Source organism: Ensifer adhaerens (genome assembly GCF_002940685.1).
Lineage (GTDB): Bacteria > Pseudomonadota > Alphaproteobacteria > Rhizobiales > Rhizobiaceae > Ensifer > Ensifer adhaerens_E.
Genome location: NZ_PNFP01000001.1, coordinates 471,433 through 489,695, shown reverse-complemented (window position 1 = coordinate 489,695; position 18,263 = coordinate 471,433). Strand labels below are relative to the sequence as shown.

Sequence of the window (18,263 nt, the reverse complement as noted above, 5' to 3'; positions counted from 1 at the left end):
GTACCGGATGGTGCTGCCGAAAGGGAGATGAGACATGACGAAAGTCTTCGTTTACGACCACGTGCGCACACCGCGCGGCCGTGGCAAGAAGGACGGATCGCTGCACGAAGTGCCGTCCGTTCGGCTCGCCGCCAAGATGCTGGAAGCGGTGCGCGACCGCAACGACCTCGATACTTCGACCGTCGACGACATCATCATGGGCTGCGTCGATCCTGTGATGGACGCAGGCGCCGTGATCCCGAAGGCTGCCGCCTTCGAAGCCGGTTACTCGACCCGTGCGCCCGGCATGCAGATTTCCCGCTTCTGCGCCTCCGGCCTCGACGCCGTCAATTTCGGCGCTGCCAAGATCGCCCAGGGCGCCGACGACATCGTGATCGCGGGCGGCGTCGAATCGATGTCGCGCGTCGGCCTCGGCATGTCCGGCGGCTCCTGGTTCATGGACCCCTCGGTCAATCTGCCGGCCTTTTTCATGCCGCAGGGCGTTTCGGCCGACCTGATCGCCACCAAATACGGTTTTAGCCGCGACGACGTCGACGCCTATGCGGTTGAAAGCCAGAAGCGCGCGGCGCACGCCTGGGACAGGGGCTATTTCAAGAAGTCCGTCGTACCCTTCAAGGACCAGAATGGCCTGACGATCCTCGACCGTGACGAGCACATGCGCCCGGGCACCGACATGCAGGCGCTCGCCTCGCTCAACCCGTCCTTCCAGATGCCGGGAGAAATGGGCGGCTTCGAAGCCGTCGGCATCCAGGCGCATCCGGAAATCGAGAAGATCAACTACGTGCACCACGCCGGCAATTCCTCCGGCATCGTCGACGGTGCCGCTGCCGTGCTGCTCGGCTCCAAGGCCGGCGGCGAGAGCATGGGCCTGAAGCCGCGCGCCCGCATCCGCGCCTTCGCCAACATCGGCTCCGATCCGGCGCTGATGCTGACCGGCCCGGTCGACGTCACCGAGAAGCTTCTGAAGCGCGCCGACATGAAGCTGTCGGACATCGATCTGTTCGAGCTCAACGAAGCCTTCGCCGCCGTCGTGCTGCGCTACATGCAGGCCTTCGAGATCCCGCACGACAAGATCAACGTCAACGGCGGCGCGATCGCCATGGGCCACCCGCTCGGCGCGACCGGCGCGATGATCCTCGGCACTGTGCTCGACGAACTGGAACGCCGCGACCTCAACACCGCGCTCGTCACCCTCTGCATCGGCGCCGGCATGGGCACGGCCACGATCATCGAAAGGGTCTGACGATGGACGTGATGCGCCGCACGCTTCTCGGGGTGATGGGCCTGGGGCTGCTTGCAGCCGCCGGCTGCGTCTCCGACGAGGAAGAAGGCGGCAACAGCTTCACGCTCACCGGTGCGATCTCCAATGTCGCGAGCGGCCCGGTCCCGGCCGGCACCGTCACGATCCGGCTCGAGGAGCAGGGCGTGATGGACGTCGCTGCCAAGCTGATTGCCGAGACATCGGTCGTCAGCGACGGCAAGGCCACCCGCGTGCCCTTCGTGCTGCAAGTGCCGAAGCCCGAACTCGACAAGGCCGTCGACGCCGGCTTCAGCATCCGCGTCGAGCGCGACGGGCGGCTGATCGCCACCAACACCAGCAAGCAACGTTACAGCGGCGGATCGAATATCTCGCTGCAGATCGAACCCATTCTCTACTGAGGGGGAGAACCATGACGAATTACACCAATTTCAAGATCGAGACCGACGCCGACGGCATCGCGCTTATCACGTGGGACATGCCTGAGAAGTCGATGAACGTCTTCACCCAGGAGGTGATGGAAGAACTGAACGCCATCGTCGACCAGACGACTGCAGACGCCGCGGTCAAGGGCGTCGTCTTCACCTCCGGCAAGTCGAGTTTCTCCGGCGGCGCTGATCTGTCGATGATCAAGTCGATGTTCACCTTCCAGCAGGAGGAGAAGAAGAAGGATCCGGATAACGCCGCCCAGAAGCTTTTCGACCTGGTCGGCCGCATGACCGGGCTCTTCCGCAAGCTCGAAACCTCGGGCAAGCCGTGGGTCTCGGCGATCAACGGCACCTGCATGGGCGGCGCCTTCGAGCTTTCGCTTGCCTGCCACGGCCGCGTCGCCTCCAATTCCAAGTCGGTGAAGATCGCGCTGCCGGAAGTCAAGGTCGGCATCTTCCCGGGCGCCGGCGGCACCCAGCGCGTGCCGCGCCTGACCAATGCGCAGGACGCTTTGCAGATGATGACGACGGGGTCGTCGCTGACGGCCGCCCGCGCCAAGGCGCTTGGGCTCGTGCATGAGGTCGTCGACGCCGACAAGCTCGTCGACGCCGCCAAGGCGATGATCAAGAACGGCCTGAAGCCGGTGCAGCCCTGGGACGAAAAGGGCTACAAGGTTCCGGGCGGCGGCATCTGGACGCCCGCCTCGGCCCAGCTCTGGCCGGCCGCTTCCGGCATCCTGCGCCGCGAAACCTATGGCAACTATCCGGGCGCCGTCGCCATCCTGAAATGCGTCTATGAAGGCCTGCAGGTGCCGTTCGACACCGCGCTCAAGATCGAGCAGCGCTACTTCACCGAGATCCTTCAGACGACCGAAGCCTTCTCGATGATCCGCTCGCTGTTCGTCTCGATGCAGGAGCTCGGCAAGGGCGCCCGCCGTCCGGCCGGCGTGCCGAAGTCGGAGTTCAAGCATGTGGGCGTCGTCGGCGCCGGCTTCATGGGCGCCTCGATCGCCTATGTGACCGCCGCAGCCGGCATCACTGTCACGCTGATCGACCGCGATATGGAAGCGGCCGAAAAGGGCAAGGCGCATTCGGAAGGCCTGGTGAAGGATTCGATCGGCAAGGGTCGCCTGACCAAGGAAGAAGGCGAAGCGCTGCTTGCCCGCATCACGCCTTCGGCCGACTACAACGATCTGAAGAGCGCCGGCCTCGTCGTCGAAGCGGTGTTCGAGGATCGCCAGGTGAAGAAGGACGTGATCGAGAAGGTGGAAGCTGTCCTCGCCGAGGACGCGATCTTTGCCTCCAACACCTCGACGCTGCCGATCACCGGCCTTGCCAAGAACTCCAAGCGCCCCGGCCAGTTCATCGGCATCCACTTCTTCTCGCCGGTCGAAAAGATGATGCTGACGGAAGTGATCCTCGGCAAGGAGAGCGGCGACAAGGCACTTGCCACTGCACTCGACTATGTCGCCGCGATCAAGAAGACGCCGATCGTCGTCAACGACACCCGCGGCTTCTACGTCAACCGCTGCGTCTTCCGTTACATCCACGAAGCCTATGACATGCTGATCGAAGGCGTGCCGCCGGCGATGATCGAGAATGCCGCCAAGATGGCCGGCATGCCGGTCGGCCCGCTGTCGCTCAACGACGAAGTGGCGATCGACCTCAGCCAGAAGATCCTGAAGGCCACCGTCGCCGACCTCGGCGAAAAGGCCGTCGATCCCAAGCACCTGGCGCTGATCAACAAGCTCGTCGACGAACTCGACCGTCGCGGCCGCAAGAACGGCAAGGGCTTCTACGAGTACCCGGCCAAGCCCGCCAAGAAGTATCTGTGGCCGGAGCTGAAGACGCTCTATCCGCAGAAGAACGCCGACACGATCGACGTCGAGGTGCTGAAGAGCCGCTTCCTCGCGACGATCGCGCTCGAAGCGGCCCGCACCATGGAAGAAGGCATCGTCACCGATCCGCGCGAAGCCGACGTCGGCTCGATCCTCGGCTTCGGCTTTGCGCCCTATACCGGCGGCACGCTCTCCTACATCGACGGCATGGGCGTGAACGCCTTCGTCAAGATGTGCGAGACGCTCGCCAAGGATTATGGCGACCACTTCAAGCCGACGGCGCTCCTGAAGGAGATGGCCGAGCGCGGCGAAACCTTCTACGGCCGCTTCGACCCCTATGGCGAGAAGAAGCAGGCGGCGTAAGCTCCGCCCGACGTATTGGAAGCAGGCCCTTCGGGGCCTGTTTTCGTTTGGGCACGGCCCTGTTCGAGGCCTGGCCGGAAGCCCGGCGCGAACGCCATCACTCTGTTACAGTTGCGGTGCTAGGCCTATCCGGGTTGAACAGCGCCCCATGACGAAGCCATGAACAAAACCGCCCTCCGCCCCGCCATAGCCGGCGACGAATCCTATCTACACTGGCTCGAAGAGGCCTGCATGCGCGCCTATGCCATCGCGCTCTGGGGCAACTGGCGGCCGCGTCCGGCGGATGCGTTGCCCCTTGATGAGCACCGCATCATCGTCGCAGACGGAGAGGATGTCGGCTGTGTTTCGGTGACGCGGCGCGAAGACCATCTCTGGGTCAACAAGCTCTATGTCGCGCCCGGCCATCAGAAGCGCGGCCATGGCGCTTTCGCTCTGAGGCGGGTACTTGCAGAGGCTGTATCGATCGGCCTGCCCTTGCGCCTCAGCGTGCTCACCACCAACCCGGCGGTTGCCTTCTATCGCCGCGAAGGCCTTGTCATCTATGAGGAAACCGCCGAACGCCGCTTTATGACGTCCGAGGCGCATTAAGCTTATCAGCATCTTCTGATTGACGAGCTTCGGACACAGGCGCATCCTCGCCGAGGTCAGAGGGGGACACGCCATGAGCGAGCCTGATCTCTATCTGCTTGGGCGCGCCGGGCCCGAGGAAGAACGCCTGAAGCGACAGATTGCCAATCTCGCCCCTGACTCCGACCAGCAACTCGAAAGGGTCGGCATCAGGCCGGGCGAACGCGTCGTCGATCTCGGCTGCGGTCCCGGCGGCGTTCTGCATCTCATCGGCAAGCGCGTCGGGCCGACCGGCTCGGTGCTCGGCATCGAGCGCGACCCGCATTTCGTCGCGCTTGCCCGCCGATTTGTCGCCGGCCACGCACTCCCCCAGGTGGAGGTGCGTGAAGGCGACGCCTATGCCACCGGCCTGCCACGCCGCTCCTTCGACGGGGCCCATATGCGGCTGGTGCTCGTCAACGTGCCGCGGCCGGAGCTTATCGTGCTCGAAATGGTATCGCTGGTAAGACCCGGCGGCTGGATCGCGAGCTTCGAGGCCGACTTCCTGGCGCATATTTGCGATCCGCCGCTTGCCGCCTGGGACCGGCTGCTGGCTGCCTACATCGCCTATTCCGCGGCGAGAGGCATTGATCTCCACATCGGCCGCCGGCTGCATCGGCTGTTCCGGGACGCCGGTGTCGAGGCGATCACCGTCGATGCGGTCGAGCATGTCTACCCGCCCGGCCACGACCGCCGGCCGATCCTCAAGGATTTCATCAACAATGTCCGCGACAGCCTCGTCGCCGAAGGCTTCGTCAGCCAGGCGGAACTGGATGACGATCTCGCCGCACTCGACCGGCACCTTGCCGATCCGAAGGTGCTCGTGACGTCTCATCTGTTCTTCCGGCTGACCGGCCGCGTCCCCGAGGCGCTCGTCGTCAAGGCGTGAAAGGTGCCCGTTCGGGCCGCCTAGGCAGCGGCGCCGGCGCGCCGGTGCGCCAGACGTTCGCCGACGATGATCAGCAGGCCGGCGGCAAAGATCAGTCCAGCGCCGGCAAAGACATTCATGGCCGGCACATCGCCCCAGATCAGGAAGCCGAGGCCGAAGGCCCAGACGAGCGAAGTGTACTCGAACGGCGCGATCACCGAAATCGGCGCGCGGCGCATGCCCTCGAAAAGCGCGTACTGGGCGATGCCGGCAATGACGCCGGTCCCGGCCATAAGCGCGACGTCTAAGAGCGCCGGCGGCGTCCAGAAGAAGCCGACTGCAAGGCCGGTCATGGCGATGAAGAAGACGTTGGAGATCGTCATCTGCACCAGGGTCGCCTCCTGCAGTGCGGTCTTGCGCAGCATAACCGTGCCAATCGCCCAGAAGACAGCGGCTGTCAGCGCCAGGAACACCGGCAGCGACAGCTTCATGCCGGTGCCGAGCGGATCGCAGGCAATCAACACGCCGACGAAGCCGATGAAAACGGCGAACCAGCGGATCGGCGGCACGTCCTCCTTCAGGATCGGCACGGCGAGCAACGTTACGATAATCGGCGCGGCATAATAGAGCGTCGTCATTTCGGCGAGGCCGAGGTCACGCGCGGCGTTGAAATAGCAAAGCCAGGCGGCCAGCAGCAACAGGTTGCGTATGAAGAGCGGCTTGATTACCGGCGAGGAGACGGCGCTGCGCACCAGCTTGCCGCGGCCGATGACAAGGCAGAGCACAAGGATGGTGATGCTGCGGGTAAACAGGATCTGCCAGACCGAATAGCCGACGACCAGCCATTTGACCGACGCATCCTGCAGCGAAAACAGGAAATAGGAAAACGTCGTCATGACGATGCCTGACAATACGGTCTTGTTCATGGAAGCCTCGATCACGCCGGCGGGGAGAGGAGCGGCGGAACTCGTCTGATAGCGCGGCCGCGGCGGAGGCGGAAGGGGCATGCCAAGGCGGCGCTGTGGCGATTTCTTGGGATGGCCTCCGCGCCGATCGGGCACCGGGCTTGATGGAGATCAAGAACGGGCGCTTGCGCCGCTGCTAGAAGGCAGCGATAACGACCACGAAACAGGTCCAACGACATGCAGCCGCTCGCCTTCGCCCTTGCCGCCCTCGTCCTGCTCGCGACACCAGGACCGACGAACACGCTGCTCTGGCTCTCCGGCGCATCGGCCGGCTTCCGCCGTTCGTTGCCCCTGCTTGCCGGTGAGCTCGGCGGTTATCTCGCCGTGATCATACCGTCGGTCGCGCTTCTCGCGCCTTTCCTCGCCGCACACCCGCAGCTCGGCCTGGCGCTCAGGCTCGTCGCCGCAACTTGGGTTCTCTATCTCGCCTATGCGCTCTGGACCACGGATGCCGAGCGCAGCGAGGGCGCCGTCATCTCCATCCGTCAGGTCTTCATCACGACGCTGCTCAATCCGAAGGCGCTGATCGTCGCCCTGGTGCTCTTGCCGCAGACCGGACTTGCAGCCGTCTGGCCTTGGATCGCCTGCTTCTCGCTGTTGGTCGTCGCCGTCGGATCCACCTGGATCGGCGCCGGCAGCATGCTGGTACAGATGTCGAAAGGCTTGTCGGCCTCGCATCTGCCGCGCCGGATCGCCGCCGTCTGCCTCACGCTTTTTTCCGTCGGGATCGCCGGCAGCGCGATTGCGGCCATGCACTAGAAAAAATCCCGCAGGACCAACGCGTGTGTCCTGCGGGATATCGATCGCGATGCGCGGCCAATCGGTGTGCCTCAGGCGGCAACCGTCTCGCCGAGTTCCTTGGCCAGCGCCTCCATCAACTCTTCCCAGCCTCCGCGCCGATACTCGAGCTTGTCGAGCCCGTCGAGGAAGGCCACTTGTTCGGTAAAGACGAGCTGCGTGCCACCGCCGGCGGGCCGGATGTCGACCGTGGCGACGGAGGCGGAAATCCTCCGGTCGTTCTGCGTCATCGTGTAGGCAAAGATGATCCGCCGGTTCTCGACGATGTCGAGATAGACGGTGTCGTCGCAATAGGTCGTCCCGTCGTCCTGGCTGAAACGACCGCTCTCACGCCCGCCGACGCGGAAGTCATGGGTGATTTTGGCCCCGGCTTCCACATTGACGAACCAGCGTTCCTTTGCGGCCGGCTCCGAGAACGCCTTGAACACCTGTTCCGGCGTCGCCTTGAAGCTCCGCTCGATGGTGAAGCTTGCATGTTCCACGGATCTGTCAGTCATGTCTTTCCTCCTCCGGGCCGGAAAACCGATGGCCTATCTTTAACTGGTTCAATTTATGAACTGCTATAACTTTGAAAGCAGTTGAACGTTAGCGCCAGTGATGCGATAATGCAAGCGGTTTTAAAGAGGTGCCAATGAAGGACGACATGCGCTCGGGTTGCCCGATCAATCTTTCGCTGGAAGTGTTCGGCGACAAATGGAGCCTGCTGATCATTCGCGACATGATCTTCGGCGGCAAACGGCACTTTCGCGAGCTGCTGCGATCCCAGGAGGGCATCTCGTCGAACATCCTGGCGGACCGCCTGAAGATGCTGGTCGAACAGAGGATGCTGACCAGGCGCGATGATCCCACGCACAAGCAGAAGGCGATCTACAGCCTGACGGAAATGACGATTGCGCTGGTGCCGATCATGGCCCAGCTCGGCGCCTGGGGGCGGCGTTACCTGCCGGTCAGCGAGGAGCTGAGCATTCGCGCCGAGCTCATGGAGAACGGCGGGCCGGCGCTCTGGGACCGCTTCATGGACGAGCTGCGGCACGATCATCTCGGCACCCCGCTCGACGGACCGCCGCGGGTGCGCGCCACGCTCCAGGCCGCCTATGAGGAGGTGGTCGCCAGGAAAGCGCGCGAAAAGGCAACAGCCTGACACCAGACGACCGGGCCCGTCATCCGCTCAGAGCCCGATCGCCGAGAGCATGACGAAGGTGGCGAACAGCACGAAATGCGTCATGCCCTCGATCGCGTTGGTCTGGCCGTCGTTGAGATTGATGGCGGCAACGATCAAGGTGATCGCCACCATGACCGTCTGCACCGGCGACATCGCCATCAGGAAGGGCTGGCCGGTGTAAAGCGCGATCGCCTCCATCACCGGCACCGTCAGAATGACGGTCGACAGCGAAGCACCGAGCGCGATGTTGACGACCGCCTGCATGCGGTTGGCAAGGGCTGCCCGCATCGCGGTCATGATCTCCGGCGAGGCCGAGATCGCCGCCACCACGATGGCGGCGACGGCCGGCGGTGCGCCGCTGCCCTTCAGACCCGACGTCAGCAGCGCCGACATTGTTTCTGCCAGCACGCCGATCACGACGATGCCGAAGATCAAGGTGAGGATCGAAGGCAGCACCGGCTGGTCGCCGGTATCCTGTAGCGCGCTGCCCTCGCCCTTGGCTTTCGGATAGCTGTAGCTGAAGAAATAGCTGTGCACGCCCACCTGCATGCGCAGGAACAGGGCGTAAAGCGTGATCATCGCGCCGATGGTGAAAGCGGAATAATAGTGCCACTTCGCCGCCGGCACGAACTCCGGGACGATCATCGAAATCCCCATCGCCGTCAGGATCATCACGCTGTAGGTGCGGGCGGAATCGTCGTTGTAGGGTTGCTCGCCATGCTTCAGCCCTCCGAGCAGCGCCGCCAGGCCGAGGATGCCGTTGATGTCGAGCATGACCGCCGCATAGATCGTGTCGCGCACCAGCGTCGGCGAGGTCTCGCTCGTCATCATGATCGCCAGCACCACAACCTCGACCAGCACCGCCGAGAGCGTCAGGATCATCGTGCCATAGGGATCGCCGACCTTGGACGCCAGCACCTCGGCGTGATGCGCCACCCGCAGCGACGCAAGCACGATCGCGGCCACCAGACAACCGGCGCTGACAAGCGTCGCGAAGCGTCCCATCCCGAGAAGCCGGCCTTCGAGCGCAAGCCCCGCGACCGCGGCAAGCAGGGCGACGATCAGCAGGCGTTCCGCTTTCATGCGCATCAACAAAACGCCCTCCACCGAAAGCCCGTCCAGCCCGTCATCCGAACTATAGGGGCCGCGCCCTTCAATGCAAATGACGGGAAGAGGACTATTTTCCTCCTGATTCTTTACCGCCTCGCGGCGTTTCGGTAGTGTACCGGCGAACAAACCAGCAAGCGGCCGCCTGCCCGGCCCGGATCTTTCGTCATGTTGTCTCACGGCACGATCTGGCACGCTATCGATACCCTGGCCGAGCGCCATCAGCTCTCGCCGTCCGGTCTCGCGCGCCGTGCCGGCCTCGACCCGACCTCCTTCAACAAATCCAAGCGCCGGTCGGCCGACGGGCGGGAACGCTGGCCCTCGACGGAATCGATCGCCAAGGTGCTGGAGGCGACCGGCGCCACCATGGACCAGTTCACAAGCCTGCTGCAGCCGGATGAGGGGCCATCGTCCCTAGAGCCGGCGGCGGCCGCGACGATCCCGCTGATCGGTTTTGCCCAGGCGGGCGCGGGCGGTTTCTTCGATGACGGCGGCTTTCCGGCTGGCCAGGGCTGGGATGTCATCGACTTTCCGACTGATGCGGAAAAGCGCAGCGGCACCTATGCGCTCGGCGTTCAGGGCGACAGCATGCTGCCGCTTTATCGCGACGGCGACATCCTGATCGTCGATCCCGGCGCGCCGGTCCGACGCGGCGATCGGGTCGTGGTGAAGACACGTGAAGGCGAGGTCATGGCGAAGGTGCTGACGCGCCAGACGCCGCGCATGATCGAGCTTCTGTCCCTCAATCCCGAACATCCGAACCGGAGCTTCGAGACCAGCCAGATCGAGTGGATCGCCCGGATCATCTGGGCCAGCCAATAGGACGTCCTTGCCGATGCGGCGACATTTCTACACCCTTGCCGGCGGCATCGCCGCAATCGCGCTTTTCACCGGCATCCTCTATGCGGGCGCCGCCGCCATCCGCGACCGTGAGACCGCCGCCACACCGGACCTCGTTCTCGAAACACCCGACATGACGGATTTCGAGGCGACGCCGGACGAGGCCGGCGACGACGTCCCGCTCGACCTCGGCACGCCCTTGGATCGTGCGAACCAACCCGGCGCGGCGGCGACCGGCGAGCAACCGCAGGGCACCACGACGACGGAAAAGGCCGCGCGCGCCATAGAGCCGCAACAGTTCGGCCTGCCCGACACCGTCACCAGCGCGCCGCTCGAACGGGTGGAACCGCGCGCGCCGCTATCGGAGCCGAAGAAGGAAGCGAAAGCCGCCGGACCGACCGTCCTCTATCGCCCGGTGGCAGTCGCTGCCGGCGTCATCCAGTTCGACAAGCTGACGCTGCAGATCGACGGGATCGAGCCGGAACAGCCGGAGAGAACCTGCGAAAGCGGCGGCAAGAGCTGGCCCTGCGGCATCGTCGCGCGGACCGCCTTCAGGAACTTCCTGCGCGCACGCGCGGTCAGCTGCGACCTGCCCGAGGGAGGCTCCGGCCCTTCGGCCATGGCATCCTGCACGCTCGGCGGACAGGATCTCGCCACCTGGCTCGTCGACAATGGCTGGGCGACGCCGGTCGCCGGCTCGGCCCTTGAGAAGCGCGCCGATGCGGCACGCCAGGCAAGGCTCGGTTTTTACGGCGACGACCCGCGCGACCTCAGCCACACACCGATGACGTTCGACGACCCGACCCTCGGCATCGAGGTGGACACCCCGCAGCCGGACTTGTAAACAGCCGCGATAACACCCAGCTCTCAGCCGTTTCGATCGCACCGCCGGAAAACCCCATGCTGCCAAGCCTCAGCCACCACGAAGCCCTCGTCTATGTCATGGTGATGATGTCGGCGGTCGACCGCGAGATGAGCGACGACGAGTTCGCCCGCATCGGCCGGCTGGTACAGTTCCTTCCAGTGTTCGACGGCTTCGACGAGGACAGCCTCGTCCATATCGGCCACGAATGTTCGGCGCAGCTGGCGGCGCCCGAGGGGCTCGACATCGTGCTCGAGATCGTGCGCGAGGCACTGCCGGAGAAGTTCCACGAGACGGCCTACGCGCTTGCCGTCGAGATCGCGGCCGCCGACCAGCGCATCCGCAACGAAGAAATCCGGCTGCTGCAATTGCTGCGCGACCGTCTCGGCCTCGACAAGCTCACCTGTGCGGCGATCGAACGCGGGGCGCTTGCCCGTTTCCGGCGGTAAGGCATGTCGCAGCACGGTGCCCCCGCTGCACGCTGACGACCGGGCGCAGACAACGCCCCAGTTCCTATGTGTTTTCGTCCCTCAATCGGCTGCGATTAAAGGAACCGTGCGGTCGAGGGAGCGCGCCAAAAGGCCCCCCGACACTCAAGTGGATAAAGCGGTCGGTTGCATCTTCAAGCTTCAATGTAATCCCGCGCGTCCCGTGCACGAGCAAGCGACAGGCGTACCGTCCCATCCTGGTTGTAGCTCGTCATCGAACCATCCTCATTGTAGCTCAGCATCTTGGCTCCGCTCTCATAGTGGACGTCAAAGGCACCGAGCCTGGCTCGGCCGGATTCGTCATAGCTGATGGGAACTTCGACCCCGAAGGAATGGCTGAAGCGCTGCGCCGCACCGTTTACGAGATTGTACGCGGCATCGTTTGAGTTGCGGTTGAGCCAGTAGTTGTCAGACGTGGCTCGCCTTACGTAGTTGTCGTAGAGTTTATCGCTCAGAAGGAACTCTGTCTGCTTTCTGGCGGCGTCCGCATCCTCGCCTTTGGCGATCCGGTCGGCTTCCCCACTTCTGACATGGGCCTCGTATTCCGCACGGCTCCAGATCGTCTTCGTTTCAAACTTGCCATTGTAGTCGTCGATGTCGCGCGCGAGGCCGCCGGCAAAGATTTCCGCATGCTCTACTGTTGCCGCTATTGGCCGGAATTCAAGCTGGGCTGCTGTGGTCATGGCACTTTTATGGGCAGGGGATATTTCGGAAGAAACGGTACCGCCAACGGCCCTCGGTCCCCTGGGCTCTGGCGCGGCTACGACTGCGGCTGGTCTTGCCGCGGCATTGGCGACGGTTTCCGTCCTGTTGCGCGCTTCGGTTCTTGCGCCAACGATGTCCAGAATGGCATCCGTTGCGCTCTTTCTTGCGGCCGCGTCCGGAGTTTTTTGCTGGAGAATGGTCAATGCGGCGTGGGCGGGAAGGATCGCGGTCATGGCCTGTCCGTTTTCTTGCGTCTCGTTCGCCTGTCATGGGCTGCCGAGGAGGCCGACGGATCAACGGTTCATGTCGATCGCATTTCTACCAAAGAGGGCAATTCCTGCCAAATACACCGGTAGAGTATTAATGGACTGTAAACGAAATACAACAATAGCGATTACTGATTTACGACGACACCACCCCTGATAATGGTACGTCGATGGCGCGCCTGAAGGACATGCGGATTCCCTGAACCGAGTGCGCATTGGGCAGATACCAAACTGAGGTGCGCGCCCCTCGCTCCAAGTCTCCCACCAGGGGCCTATGCTCAGTAGATCCCGTTCGGGAAGTAGCGCAGGTAGATCTCCTCCAGCCGGCCGCTGCGCGACAGGGCCAGCAGCGCGTGGTCGATCGCCTGGGTCAGAGCCGGCTCCGACTTGCGGTTCATGATCGTCAGGCCTTCGCCGAGGAAGCGCTGCGAGAAATAGGCGCCATCGACGAGCGCGCAGCAGCCGCCGGCGGTCGTGCCCGAAATCCAGAAGGAGAGCTGCATGCCGTCGGAAAAGACCGCCGGCACCTCGCCCTTCTTGAGCGCCGCCAGCATGGCGTCGCGATCCGGAAAGACCTTGGCTTCGATCTTCGGGAAAAACGCCTTGAACATCGCCTCATGCGTGGTGCCGGCGACGACGCCGACCGGCTTTCCCTTAAGATCCTTCGGCGCGGTGACGGCGCCGGCCGCCTTGCTGTTGACGGCGAAACGCGCCGGGAGCCGCATGAAGGCGCGCGAAAAGCCGAAGCGCTGGCGCAGCTCCGGCCCGACGGCGATGCCGGCGGCGACCGCCTCGCCCTGCCCCTCTTCCAGCGCCGGCAGCAGTTCCGCATAGGTCACCGCCTGGATCTGGCACTTGGCTTCGATGTCGAGCTCGCGGCAGATCTCGCGTACGAGATCGACGTGGAAGCCCGAAAGCTTGCCGGACTGGTCGATGAAGTTGAACGGCGGAAAGTCCACCGTCGTCAGGAAGCGCAGGCGTGCAAGCCCGGTCAGATCGGGCTTGGCGATGCGTTCACGCGCATCAAAGAGGGTGGGCAGGTCCTCAGCCGCGGCCGCAAGCGGCGTCGCGATCAAGGATGCGCAAAGGGCAAACAGGGAAAAAAGTCTCATGGGCAGCGGGCCGGCACGTCTCGTGTGTCAGATGCGGCCCTTAGAACCGCGGGATGATTCATCGCGTTCCAAGTTAACCGCCCGCATCGCAACTGGCCATAGGCCTTGCGACACGGAGGCAACGGCTTGGTCAGGAAGGAATGGAGCGGGTGATCGGGATCGAACCGACGACATCCAGCTTGGGAAGCTGGCGTTCTACCGCTGAACTACACCCGCGGTGCCTGCGAAATTTCCCGAACCGGGGCGATCTGTCAAGGACCCTTGCGCGGGATCGCGCGAGGGTCGCTGCGAAATCCCCTACTCGGCGCGGAAATGCTTCGAGAGTTTCAGGCCCTGCGCCTGGTAATTCGAGCCGACGCCGAGACCATAGAGACCATCAGGGCGTTCCAGCATGTGTTCGTAGATCAGGCGGCCGACGATCTGGCCGTGTTCGAGGATGAACGGCACCTCATGGCTGCGCACTTCCAGCACCGCACGACTGCCCGTGCCGCCAGCAGACGCATGGCCGAAGCCCGGATCGAAGAAGCCGGCATAATGCACGCGGAATTCGCCGACCAGCGGATCGAACGGCGTCATCTCGGCGGCAAAGAGCGGCGGCACATGCACCGCCTCGCGTGACACCAGGATGTAGAACTCGTCCGGATCGAGGATCAGCTCGTCGCGGCCACGGCTGTAGAGCGGCTCCCAGAAGTCGAAGATCGCATGCTGCGCCTTCTTGTCGACGTCGATGACGGCGGTGTGATGCTTGCCGCGATAGCCGATCAGGCCCTCGGGCCCGGTGCCCTTGAGGTCGATCGACAGCGCGATGCCGCCGCCGCTGACATTGGGCTTGTCGCTTGCCACCAGCACGTCGCTCTCGTGCAGCGCCTGCAGTTGCTGCTCCGACAGGATCGAGTGGCCCATGCGGAAGCGGATCTGCGACAGGCGCGAGCCGCGGCGCACGACGATCGGGAAGGTGCGCGGGCTGATTTCGAGATAGAGCGGACCGCTGTAGCCGGCCGGGATCTTGTCGAATTCCTGGGCCCGGTCGGTGATGACGCGGGTGAAGATGTCGAGGCGGCCGGTCGAGCTCTTCGGGTTGGCCGAGGCCGACATGCCCTCGGGCAGCGCCAGGCTCTCCATCAGCGGCACGATGTAGACACAGCCGGTTTCCAGCACCGCACCATCGGTCAGGTCGACCACGTGCAGCTTCAGCCGGTCGAGCTTGTCGGCAACAAGGTGGGACGGACCCGGCATGAAGCTCGCGCGGACCCGGAAGGCCTTGGCGCCGAGGCGCAGGTCCAGGCTTGCCGGCTGGATCTGATCGTCATCCAGCGGCTTCTCGCTCTTCAGGCGTCCCGATTCGAACAGCGCGGCGATCGCGCGATCGGCCAAAATCCCGGTATTGCGGCCCATTGCAGTCCTCTTTTCAGTTGCGAGACAAAACCAAACTCCGGGAATTGACGCAAGCGCACCCTGGCAGTATTGAAGCTTTATCCCGTGGTGATTTGGCCGGTCGGCTTGCAGCCACGTTAAACAAGTAGCTAAAAAGGCCGGGTGTCAAACCGGCCCTTCACGCGGCCGGTTTTTTTGTTTTTGAAAGTGACCGTCACATGAGCAAAAACTGGCGCCCGGCAACGCAACTGGTCCATGGCGGAACCACCCGCTCCCAACACGGCGAGACCTCCGAGGCGATCTTCCTCACCCAGGGCTTTGTCTACGAGACATCGGAAGCGGCCGAAGCGCGCTTCAAGGGCGAAACCGACGGCTTCATCTACGCACGCTACGGCAGCCCGACCAACGACATGTTCGAGAAGCGCATGTGCATGCTGGAAGGTGCGGAGGACGCACGCGCCACGGCCTCGGGCATGGCCGCCGTTTCCGCGGCGATCCTCTGCCAGCTGAAGGCCGGCGACCACATCGTTGCCGCCCGCGCCCTCTTCGGCTCCTGCCGCTGGGTCGTCGAGACGCTGGCGCCGAAATACGGCATCGAGTGCACGCTCGTCGACGGCCGCGACCTTAAGAACTGGGAAAAGGCGATCCAGAAGAACACCAAGGTCTTCTTTCTCGAAAGCCCGACCAACCCGACGCTCGAAGTCATCGACATTGCCGGCGTCGCCAAGCTCGCCAACCAGATCGGCGCCAAGGTCGTCGTCGACAACGTCTTTGCGACGCCGCTCTTCCAGAAGCCGCTGGAGCTCGGCGCCCATATCGTCGTCTATTCCGCGACAAAGCATATCGACGGCCAGGGCCGGTGCCTAGGCGGCGTCGTGCTTTCCGACAAGGAATGGATCAACGAGAACCTGCACGACTACTTCCGCCACACCGGCCCGGCCATGTCGCCGTTCAATGCCTGGACGCTGCTGAAGGGGATCGAGACCCTGCCGTTGCGCGTCAAGCAGCAGACGGAAACCGCCCGCCGCGTCGCCGATTTCCTGGCGGAACAGCCGCAGGTGGCCAAGGTCATCTATCCCGGCCGCAAGGATCATCCGCAGGCCGACATCATCGCCAAGCAGATGACCGGCGGCTCCACCCTCGTCGCCTTCGAACTGAAGGGCGGCAAAGATGCGGCCTTCGCGCTGCAGAACGCGCTGGAGATCGTGCGCATCTCCAACAATCTCGGCGACAGCAAGAGCCTGATCACCCATCCGGCCACGACCACGCACAAGAACCTGACCGACGAGGCACGCGAAGAGCTCGGCATTTCCGCCGGCACCGTGCGCTTCTCCGCCGGCATCGAGGACAGCGACGATGTCGTCGAGGATTTCGCGCGCGCCCTGAAGGCCGTGAAGGCCTGAGGTTACGAAGACACGGCCGCCGTGACGAACGGCGGCCACCAATGTTTGCTGGCGATCACCGCAAGGCTCGCCAGCGGCGCAGGGCCGATCCGCCACGCGCATTTCACCCGTCCAAACACACCAAGATGGCCACCCGTCCCATGTTGGGACCGCACAATCTTGCCGTTATTCTTGACGAAACCATCTTGCTGTAGAATACCCTGAAAGACCTGAAGCAAGGTGATGCCCATGTATCGCGCTTTGACCCGCGACATAGAAGTTACGGTGGAGCCGTACTATCTCGAAGAGCAGTCGGATCCGGATGATGGCCGCTATGTCTGGGGCTACCGCATTGTCATCTCGAACCATTCGGATGCGGCCGTCCGGCTGATGACCCGCTACTGGCACATTACCGACGAGAATGGACAGGTCGACGAAGTCAGCGGTCCGGGCGTCATCGGCGAGCAACCGCTGCTCAATCCCGGCGATACCTACGAATATTCCTCCGGGTGCCCGCTGGATACGCCGTCGGGCGTCATGTTCGGCCACTACAGCATGGAAGCCGAGGGCGGCGAGACCTTCAACGTCGCCATTCCGGCCTTTTCGCTCGATTCACCCGGCCTGGTGCGCACGCTCAACTAGGGGCGCCGCTGCGAAATCTGCAAACCGGATCCTCCCTTGGTCCAAACGAAAACGGGAAGCGCGCGGGTTGATCGCACACTTCCCGTCTCGTTGTGTTGTATCACCTGCAAACCTGGTCGACTGATCCAAGATCGAGCCACGCCGCCACACGTTCTACTGCGGGCGCACCTCGCTTGCCTCGAAGCGGTAGGTCGTCGAGCAGAACTCGCACGTGACCTGCACGGCGCCGTCTTCGATGGTGCTTTCGAGGTCCTCCGTGTTCAGGTTGGACAGCACCGAGCGAAGCTTCTCGCGCGAGCAGCTGCAACGGTCATAAACCGCTTGCGGCTCATAGACGCGAACGCCGCGCTCGTGGAACAGGCGATAGAGCAACCGCTCGGTCCCGACCATCGGATCCGTCAGCTCGTCCATGTCGATCGTCTCGACCATCACCTTGGCTTCGGCCCAGAGATCGTCGTCCTCGAACGCGTTTTCTCCATCGTCGCCGTCACCGCCGGAAAGGTCCGGCTGGCGCATGCGCTCCGGCGCTTCCGGCAGGAACTGCGCGACCATGCCGCCGGCACGCCAGCGGTGGCGCGGCTTGCCGTTTTCATCGCGATCCAGAAGCTCGGCCACACCAAGGCGCACCTTGGTCGGGATCTGCTCCGACTGGCGGAAATAGACGCCGGCGATGTCTTCGAGCGTCGCGCCGTCGAGCGCCACGATACCCTGGTAACGCTGGGTGTGAGCGCCCTGGTCGATGGTGAAGGCGAGCACGCCCTTGCCGAGCAGCTCGTGCGAAAGCGTCCGGCCGTCCTTTTCGGCGGCCGCCAACGCGTCCTGATCGTAGCGGGCATAGGCGCGCACGCGATCCGGCGTCGAGAAATCGGCAACCACCAGATCAACCGGGCCATCGCCCTGCGTCTGGACGATCAGCTTGCCTTCGAATTTCAGCGACGTGCCGAGCAGAACCGTGAGCACGACGGTTTCGGCAACCAGGCGCGCGACCGGAAGCGGGTAGTTGTGGCGCTCGAGAATTGCGTCCAGCATCGGGCCGAGCTGCACGGCGCGGCCGCGCACGTCGAGACCTTCCACCTGGAAAGGCACGACGTGATCGTCACCGGCGAAGTCGAACTCACCCAGCCCTGGCGTCATGTCGGTCATATCTTGCTCCTTGCCTCAGCCAACCAGACTGCGCGCGGAACATCTCTCTCCCCGCG

Annotated in this window: 20 protein-coding genes, 1 tRNA gene and 1 riboswitch; of the genes, 12 read left to right on the top strand and 9 right to left on the bottom strand. The window is 63.8% G+C overall.

The window, feature by feature from the left end:
* The first annotated feature begins 34 nt into the window (after positions 1–34).
* The 5 genes from C1A35_RS02490 (at position 35) to C1A35_RS02470 (ending at position 5,382) form a co-directional block, all read left to right on the top strand.
* Positions 35–1,243: an acetyl-CoA C-acetyltransferase gene (locus C1A35_RS02490; RefSeq protein ID WP_104662760.1), complete on the top strand. Its 1,209-nt coding sequence runs from the start codon at positions 35–37 to the stop codon at positions 1,241–1,243.
* A gap of 2 nt (positions 1,244–1,245) precedes the next feature.
* Entirely contained in the window at positions 1,246–1,659 is a 414-nt protein-coding gene (locus C1A35_RS02485) for a YbaY family lipoprotein (RefSeq protein WP_104662759.1), read from the top strand.
* Between the two features lie 11 nt (positions 1,660–1,670).
* Entirely contained in the window at positions 1,671–3,887 is a 2,217-nt protein-coding gene (locus C1A35_RS02480; protein WP_104662758.1) for an FAD-dependent oxidoreductase, read from the top strand.
* Between the two features lie 159 nt (positions 3,888–4,046).
* Positions 4,047–4,475: a GNAT family N-acetyltransferase gene (locus C1A35_RS02475; RefSeq protein ID WP_104662757.1), complete on the top strand. Its 429-nt coding sequence runs from the start codon at positions 4,047–4,049 to the stop codon at positions 4,473–4,475.
* A gap of 73 nt (positions 4,476–4,548) precedes the next feature.
* Entirely contained in the window at positions 4,549–5,382 is an 834-nt protein-coding gene (locus C1A35_RS02470; RefSeq protein ID WP_104662756.1) for a methyltransferase domain-containing protein, read from the top strand.
* A gap of 20 nt (positions 5,383–5,402) precedes the next feature.
* Here C1A35_RS02470 and C1A35_RS02465 read toward each other — a convergent pair whose 3' ends face one another.
* Entirely contained in the window at positions 5,403–6,287 is an 885-nt protein-coding gene (locus tag C1A35_RS02465; RefSeq protein ID WP_104662922.1) for a DMT family transporter, read from the bottom strand.
* A 216-nt stretch (positions 6,288–6,503) separates the two neighbouring features.
* Here C1A35_RS02465 and C1A35_RS02460 point away from each other — a divergent pair, with 216 nt between their 5' ends.
* Positions 6,504–7,085 carry a LysE family translocator gene (locus C1A35_RS02460; RefSeq protein ID WP_104662755.1) on the top strand — a complete coding sequence of 194 codons (582 nt, stop codon included), beginning with the start codon at positions 6,504–6,506 and terminating at the stop codon, positions 7,083–7,085.
* A 71-nt stretch (positions 7,086–7,156) separates the two neighbouring features.
* On the opposite strand, the gene C1A35_RS02455 is transcribed toward C1A35_RS02460, so the two are convergent.
* Entirely contained in the window at positions 7,157–7,621 is a 465-nt protein-coding gene (locus C1A35_RS02455) for an SRPBCC family protein (RefSeq protein WP_104662754.1), read from the bottom strand.
* A 134-nt stretch (positions 7,622–7,755) separates the two neighbouring features.
* Here C1A35_RS02455 and C1A35_RS02450 point away from each other — a divergent pair, with 134 nt between their 5' ends.
* Positions 7,756–8,265, top strand: a complete 510-nt coding sequence (locus C1A35_RS02450; RefSeq protein ID WP_104662753.1) for a winged helix-turn-helix transcriptional regulator — start codon at positions 7,756–7,758, stop codon at positions 8,263–8,265.
* Between the two features lie 27 nt (positions 8,266–8,292).
* On the opposite strand, the gene C1A35_RS02445 is transcribed toward C1A35_RS02450, so the two are convergent.
* On the bottom strand, positions 8,293–9,375 hold the full coding sequence (locus C1A35_RS02445; protein ID WP_440271489.1) for a calcium:proton antiporter: 1,083 nt from the start codon (positions 9,373–9,375) through the stop codon (positions 8,293–8,295).
* 186 nt (positions 9,376–9,561) lie between these two features.
* Here C1A35_RS02445 and C1A35_RS02440 point away from each other — a divergent pair, with 186 nt between their 5' ends.
* From C1A35_RS02440 to C1A35_RS02430, 3 genes are read left to right on the top strand one after another with little or no spacing between them, the layout of a single operon-like run.
* Complete coding sequence (locus tag C1A35_RS02440; RefSeq protein ID WP_104662751.1) at positions 9,562–10,215, top strand: S24 family peptidase; 654 nt, start codon at positions 9,562–9,564, stop codon at positions 10,213–10,215.
* Between the two features lie 13 nt (positions 10,216–10,228).
* Positions 10,229–11,077: a thermonuclease family protein gene (locus C1A35_RS02435; RefSeq protein ID WP_104662750.1), complete on the top strand. Its 849-nt coding sequence runs from the start codon at positions 10,229–10,231 to the stop codon at positions 11,075–11,077.
* Between the two features lie 56 nt (positions 11,078–11,133).
* Positions 11,134–11,544: a tellurite resistance TerB family protein gene (locus tag C1A35_RS02430; RefSeq protein ID WP_104662749.1), complete on the top strand. Its 411-nt coding sequence runs from the start codon at positions 11,134–11,136 to the stop codon at positions 11,542–11,544.
* Between the two features lie 173 nt (positions 11,545–11,717).
* Here the strand turns inward: C1A35_RS02430 and C1A35_RS02425 are convergent, their stop codons facing one another.
* The 4 genes from C1A35_RS02425 to C1A35_RS02410 form a co-directional block, all read right to left on the bottom strand.
* A complete protein-coding gene (locus C1A35_RS02425) occupies positions 11,718–12,521 on the bottom strand; it encodes a hypothetical protein (RefSeq protein ID WP_158664942.1) in 804 nt (267 codons plus the stop codon).
* Positions 12,522–12,832: 311 nt separating this feature from the next.
* Positions 12,833–13,666 (bottom strand): transporter substrate-binding domain-containing protein, encoded by an 834-nt coding sequence (locus C1A35_RS02420; RefSeq protein ID WP_104662747.1) that lies wholly within the window; start codon positions 13,664–13,666, stop codon positions 12,833–12,835.
* Positions 13,667–13,807: 141 nt separating this feature from the next.
* Positions 13,808–13,882: transfer RNA gene (locus C1A35_RS02415), tRNA-Gly, on the bottom strand.
* 81 nt (positions 13,883–13,963) lie between these two features.
* Positions 13,964–15,061 (bottom strand): 2'-deoxycytidine 5'-triphosphate deaminase, encoded by a 1,098-nt coding sequence (locus C1A35_RS02410; RefSeq protein WP_104662746.1) that lies wholly within the window; start codon positions 15,059–15,061, stop codon positions 13,964–13,966.
* A 74-nt stretch (positions 15,062–15,135) separates the two neighbouring features.
* A riboswitch (SAM riboswitch) is annotated at positions 15,136–15,214 on the top strand.
* A gap of 44 nt (positions 15,215–15,258) precedes the next feature.
* Between C1A35_RS02410 and C1A35_RS02405 the strand changes: the two genes are divergently transcribed.
* Positions 15,259–16,443, top strand: coding sequence for an O-succinylhomoserine sulfhydrylase (locus C1A35_RS02405; protein WP_104662745.1), 1,185 nt, complete (start codon positions 15,259–15,261; stop codon positions 16,441–16,443).
* Between the two features lie 2 nt (positions 16,444–16,445).
* On the opposite strand, the gene C1A35_RS02400 is transcribed toward C1A35_RS02405, so the two are convergent.
* On the bottom strand, positions 16,446–16,673 hold the full coding sequence (locus C1A35_RS02400; RefSeq protein ID WP_104662744.1) for a hypothetical protein: 228 nt from the start codon (positions 16,671–16,673) through the stop codon (positions 16,446–16,448).
* Here C1A35_RS02400 and apaG point away from each other — a divergent pair.
* Positions 16,672–17,064, top strand: a complete 393-nt coding sequence (gene apaG, locus C1A35_RS02395) for a Co2+/Mg2+ efflux protein ApaG (protein ID WP_057248107.1) — start codon at positions 16,672–16,674, stop codon at positions 17,062–17,064. The genes C1A35_RS02400 and apaG overlap by 2 nt on opposite strands.
* 153 nt (positions 17,065–17,217) lie before the next feature.
* On the opposite strand, the gene C1A35_RS02390 is transcribed toward apaG, so the two are convergent.
* Complete coding sequence (locus tag C1A35_RS02390; protein WP_104662743.1) at positions 17,218–18,207, bottom strand: Hsp33 family molecular chaperone; 990 nt, start codon at positions 18,205–18,207, stop codon at positions 17,218–17,220.
* Between the last annotated feature and the right edge of the window lie 56 nt (positions 18,208–18,263).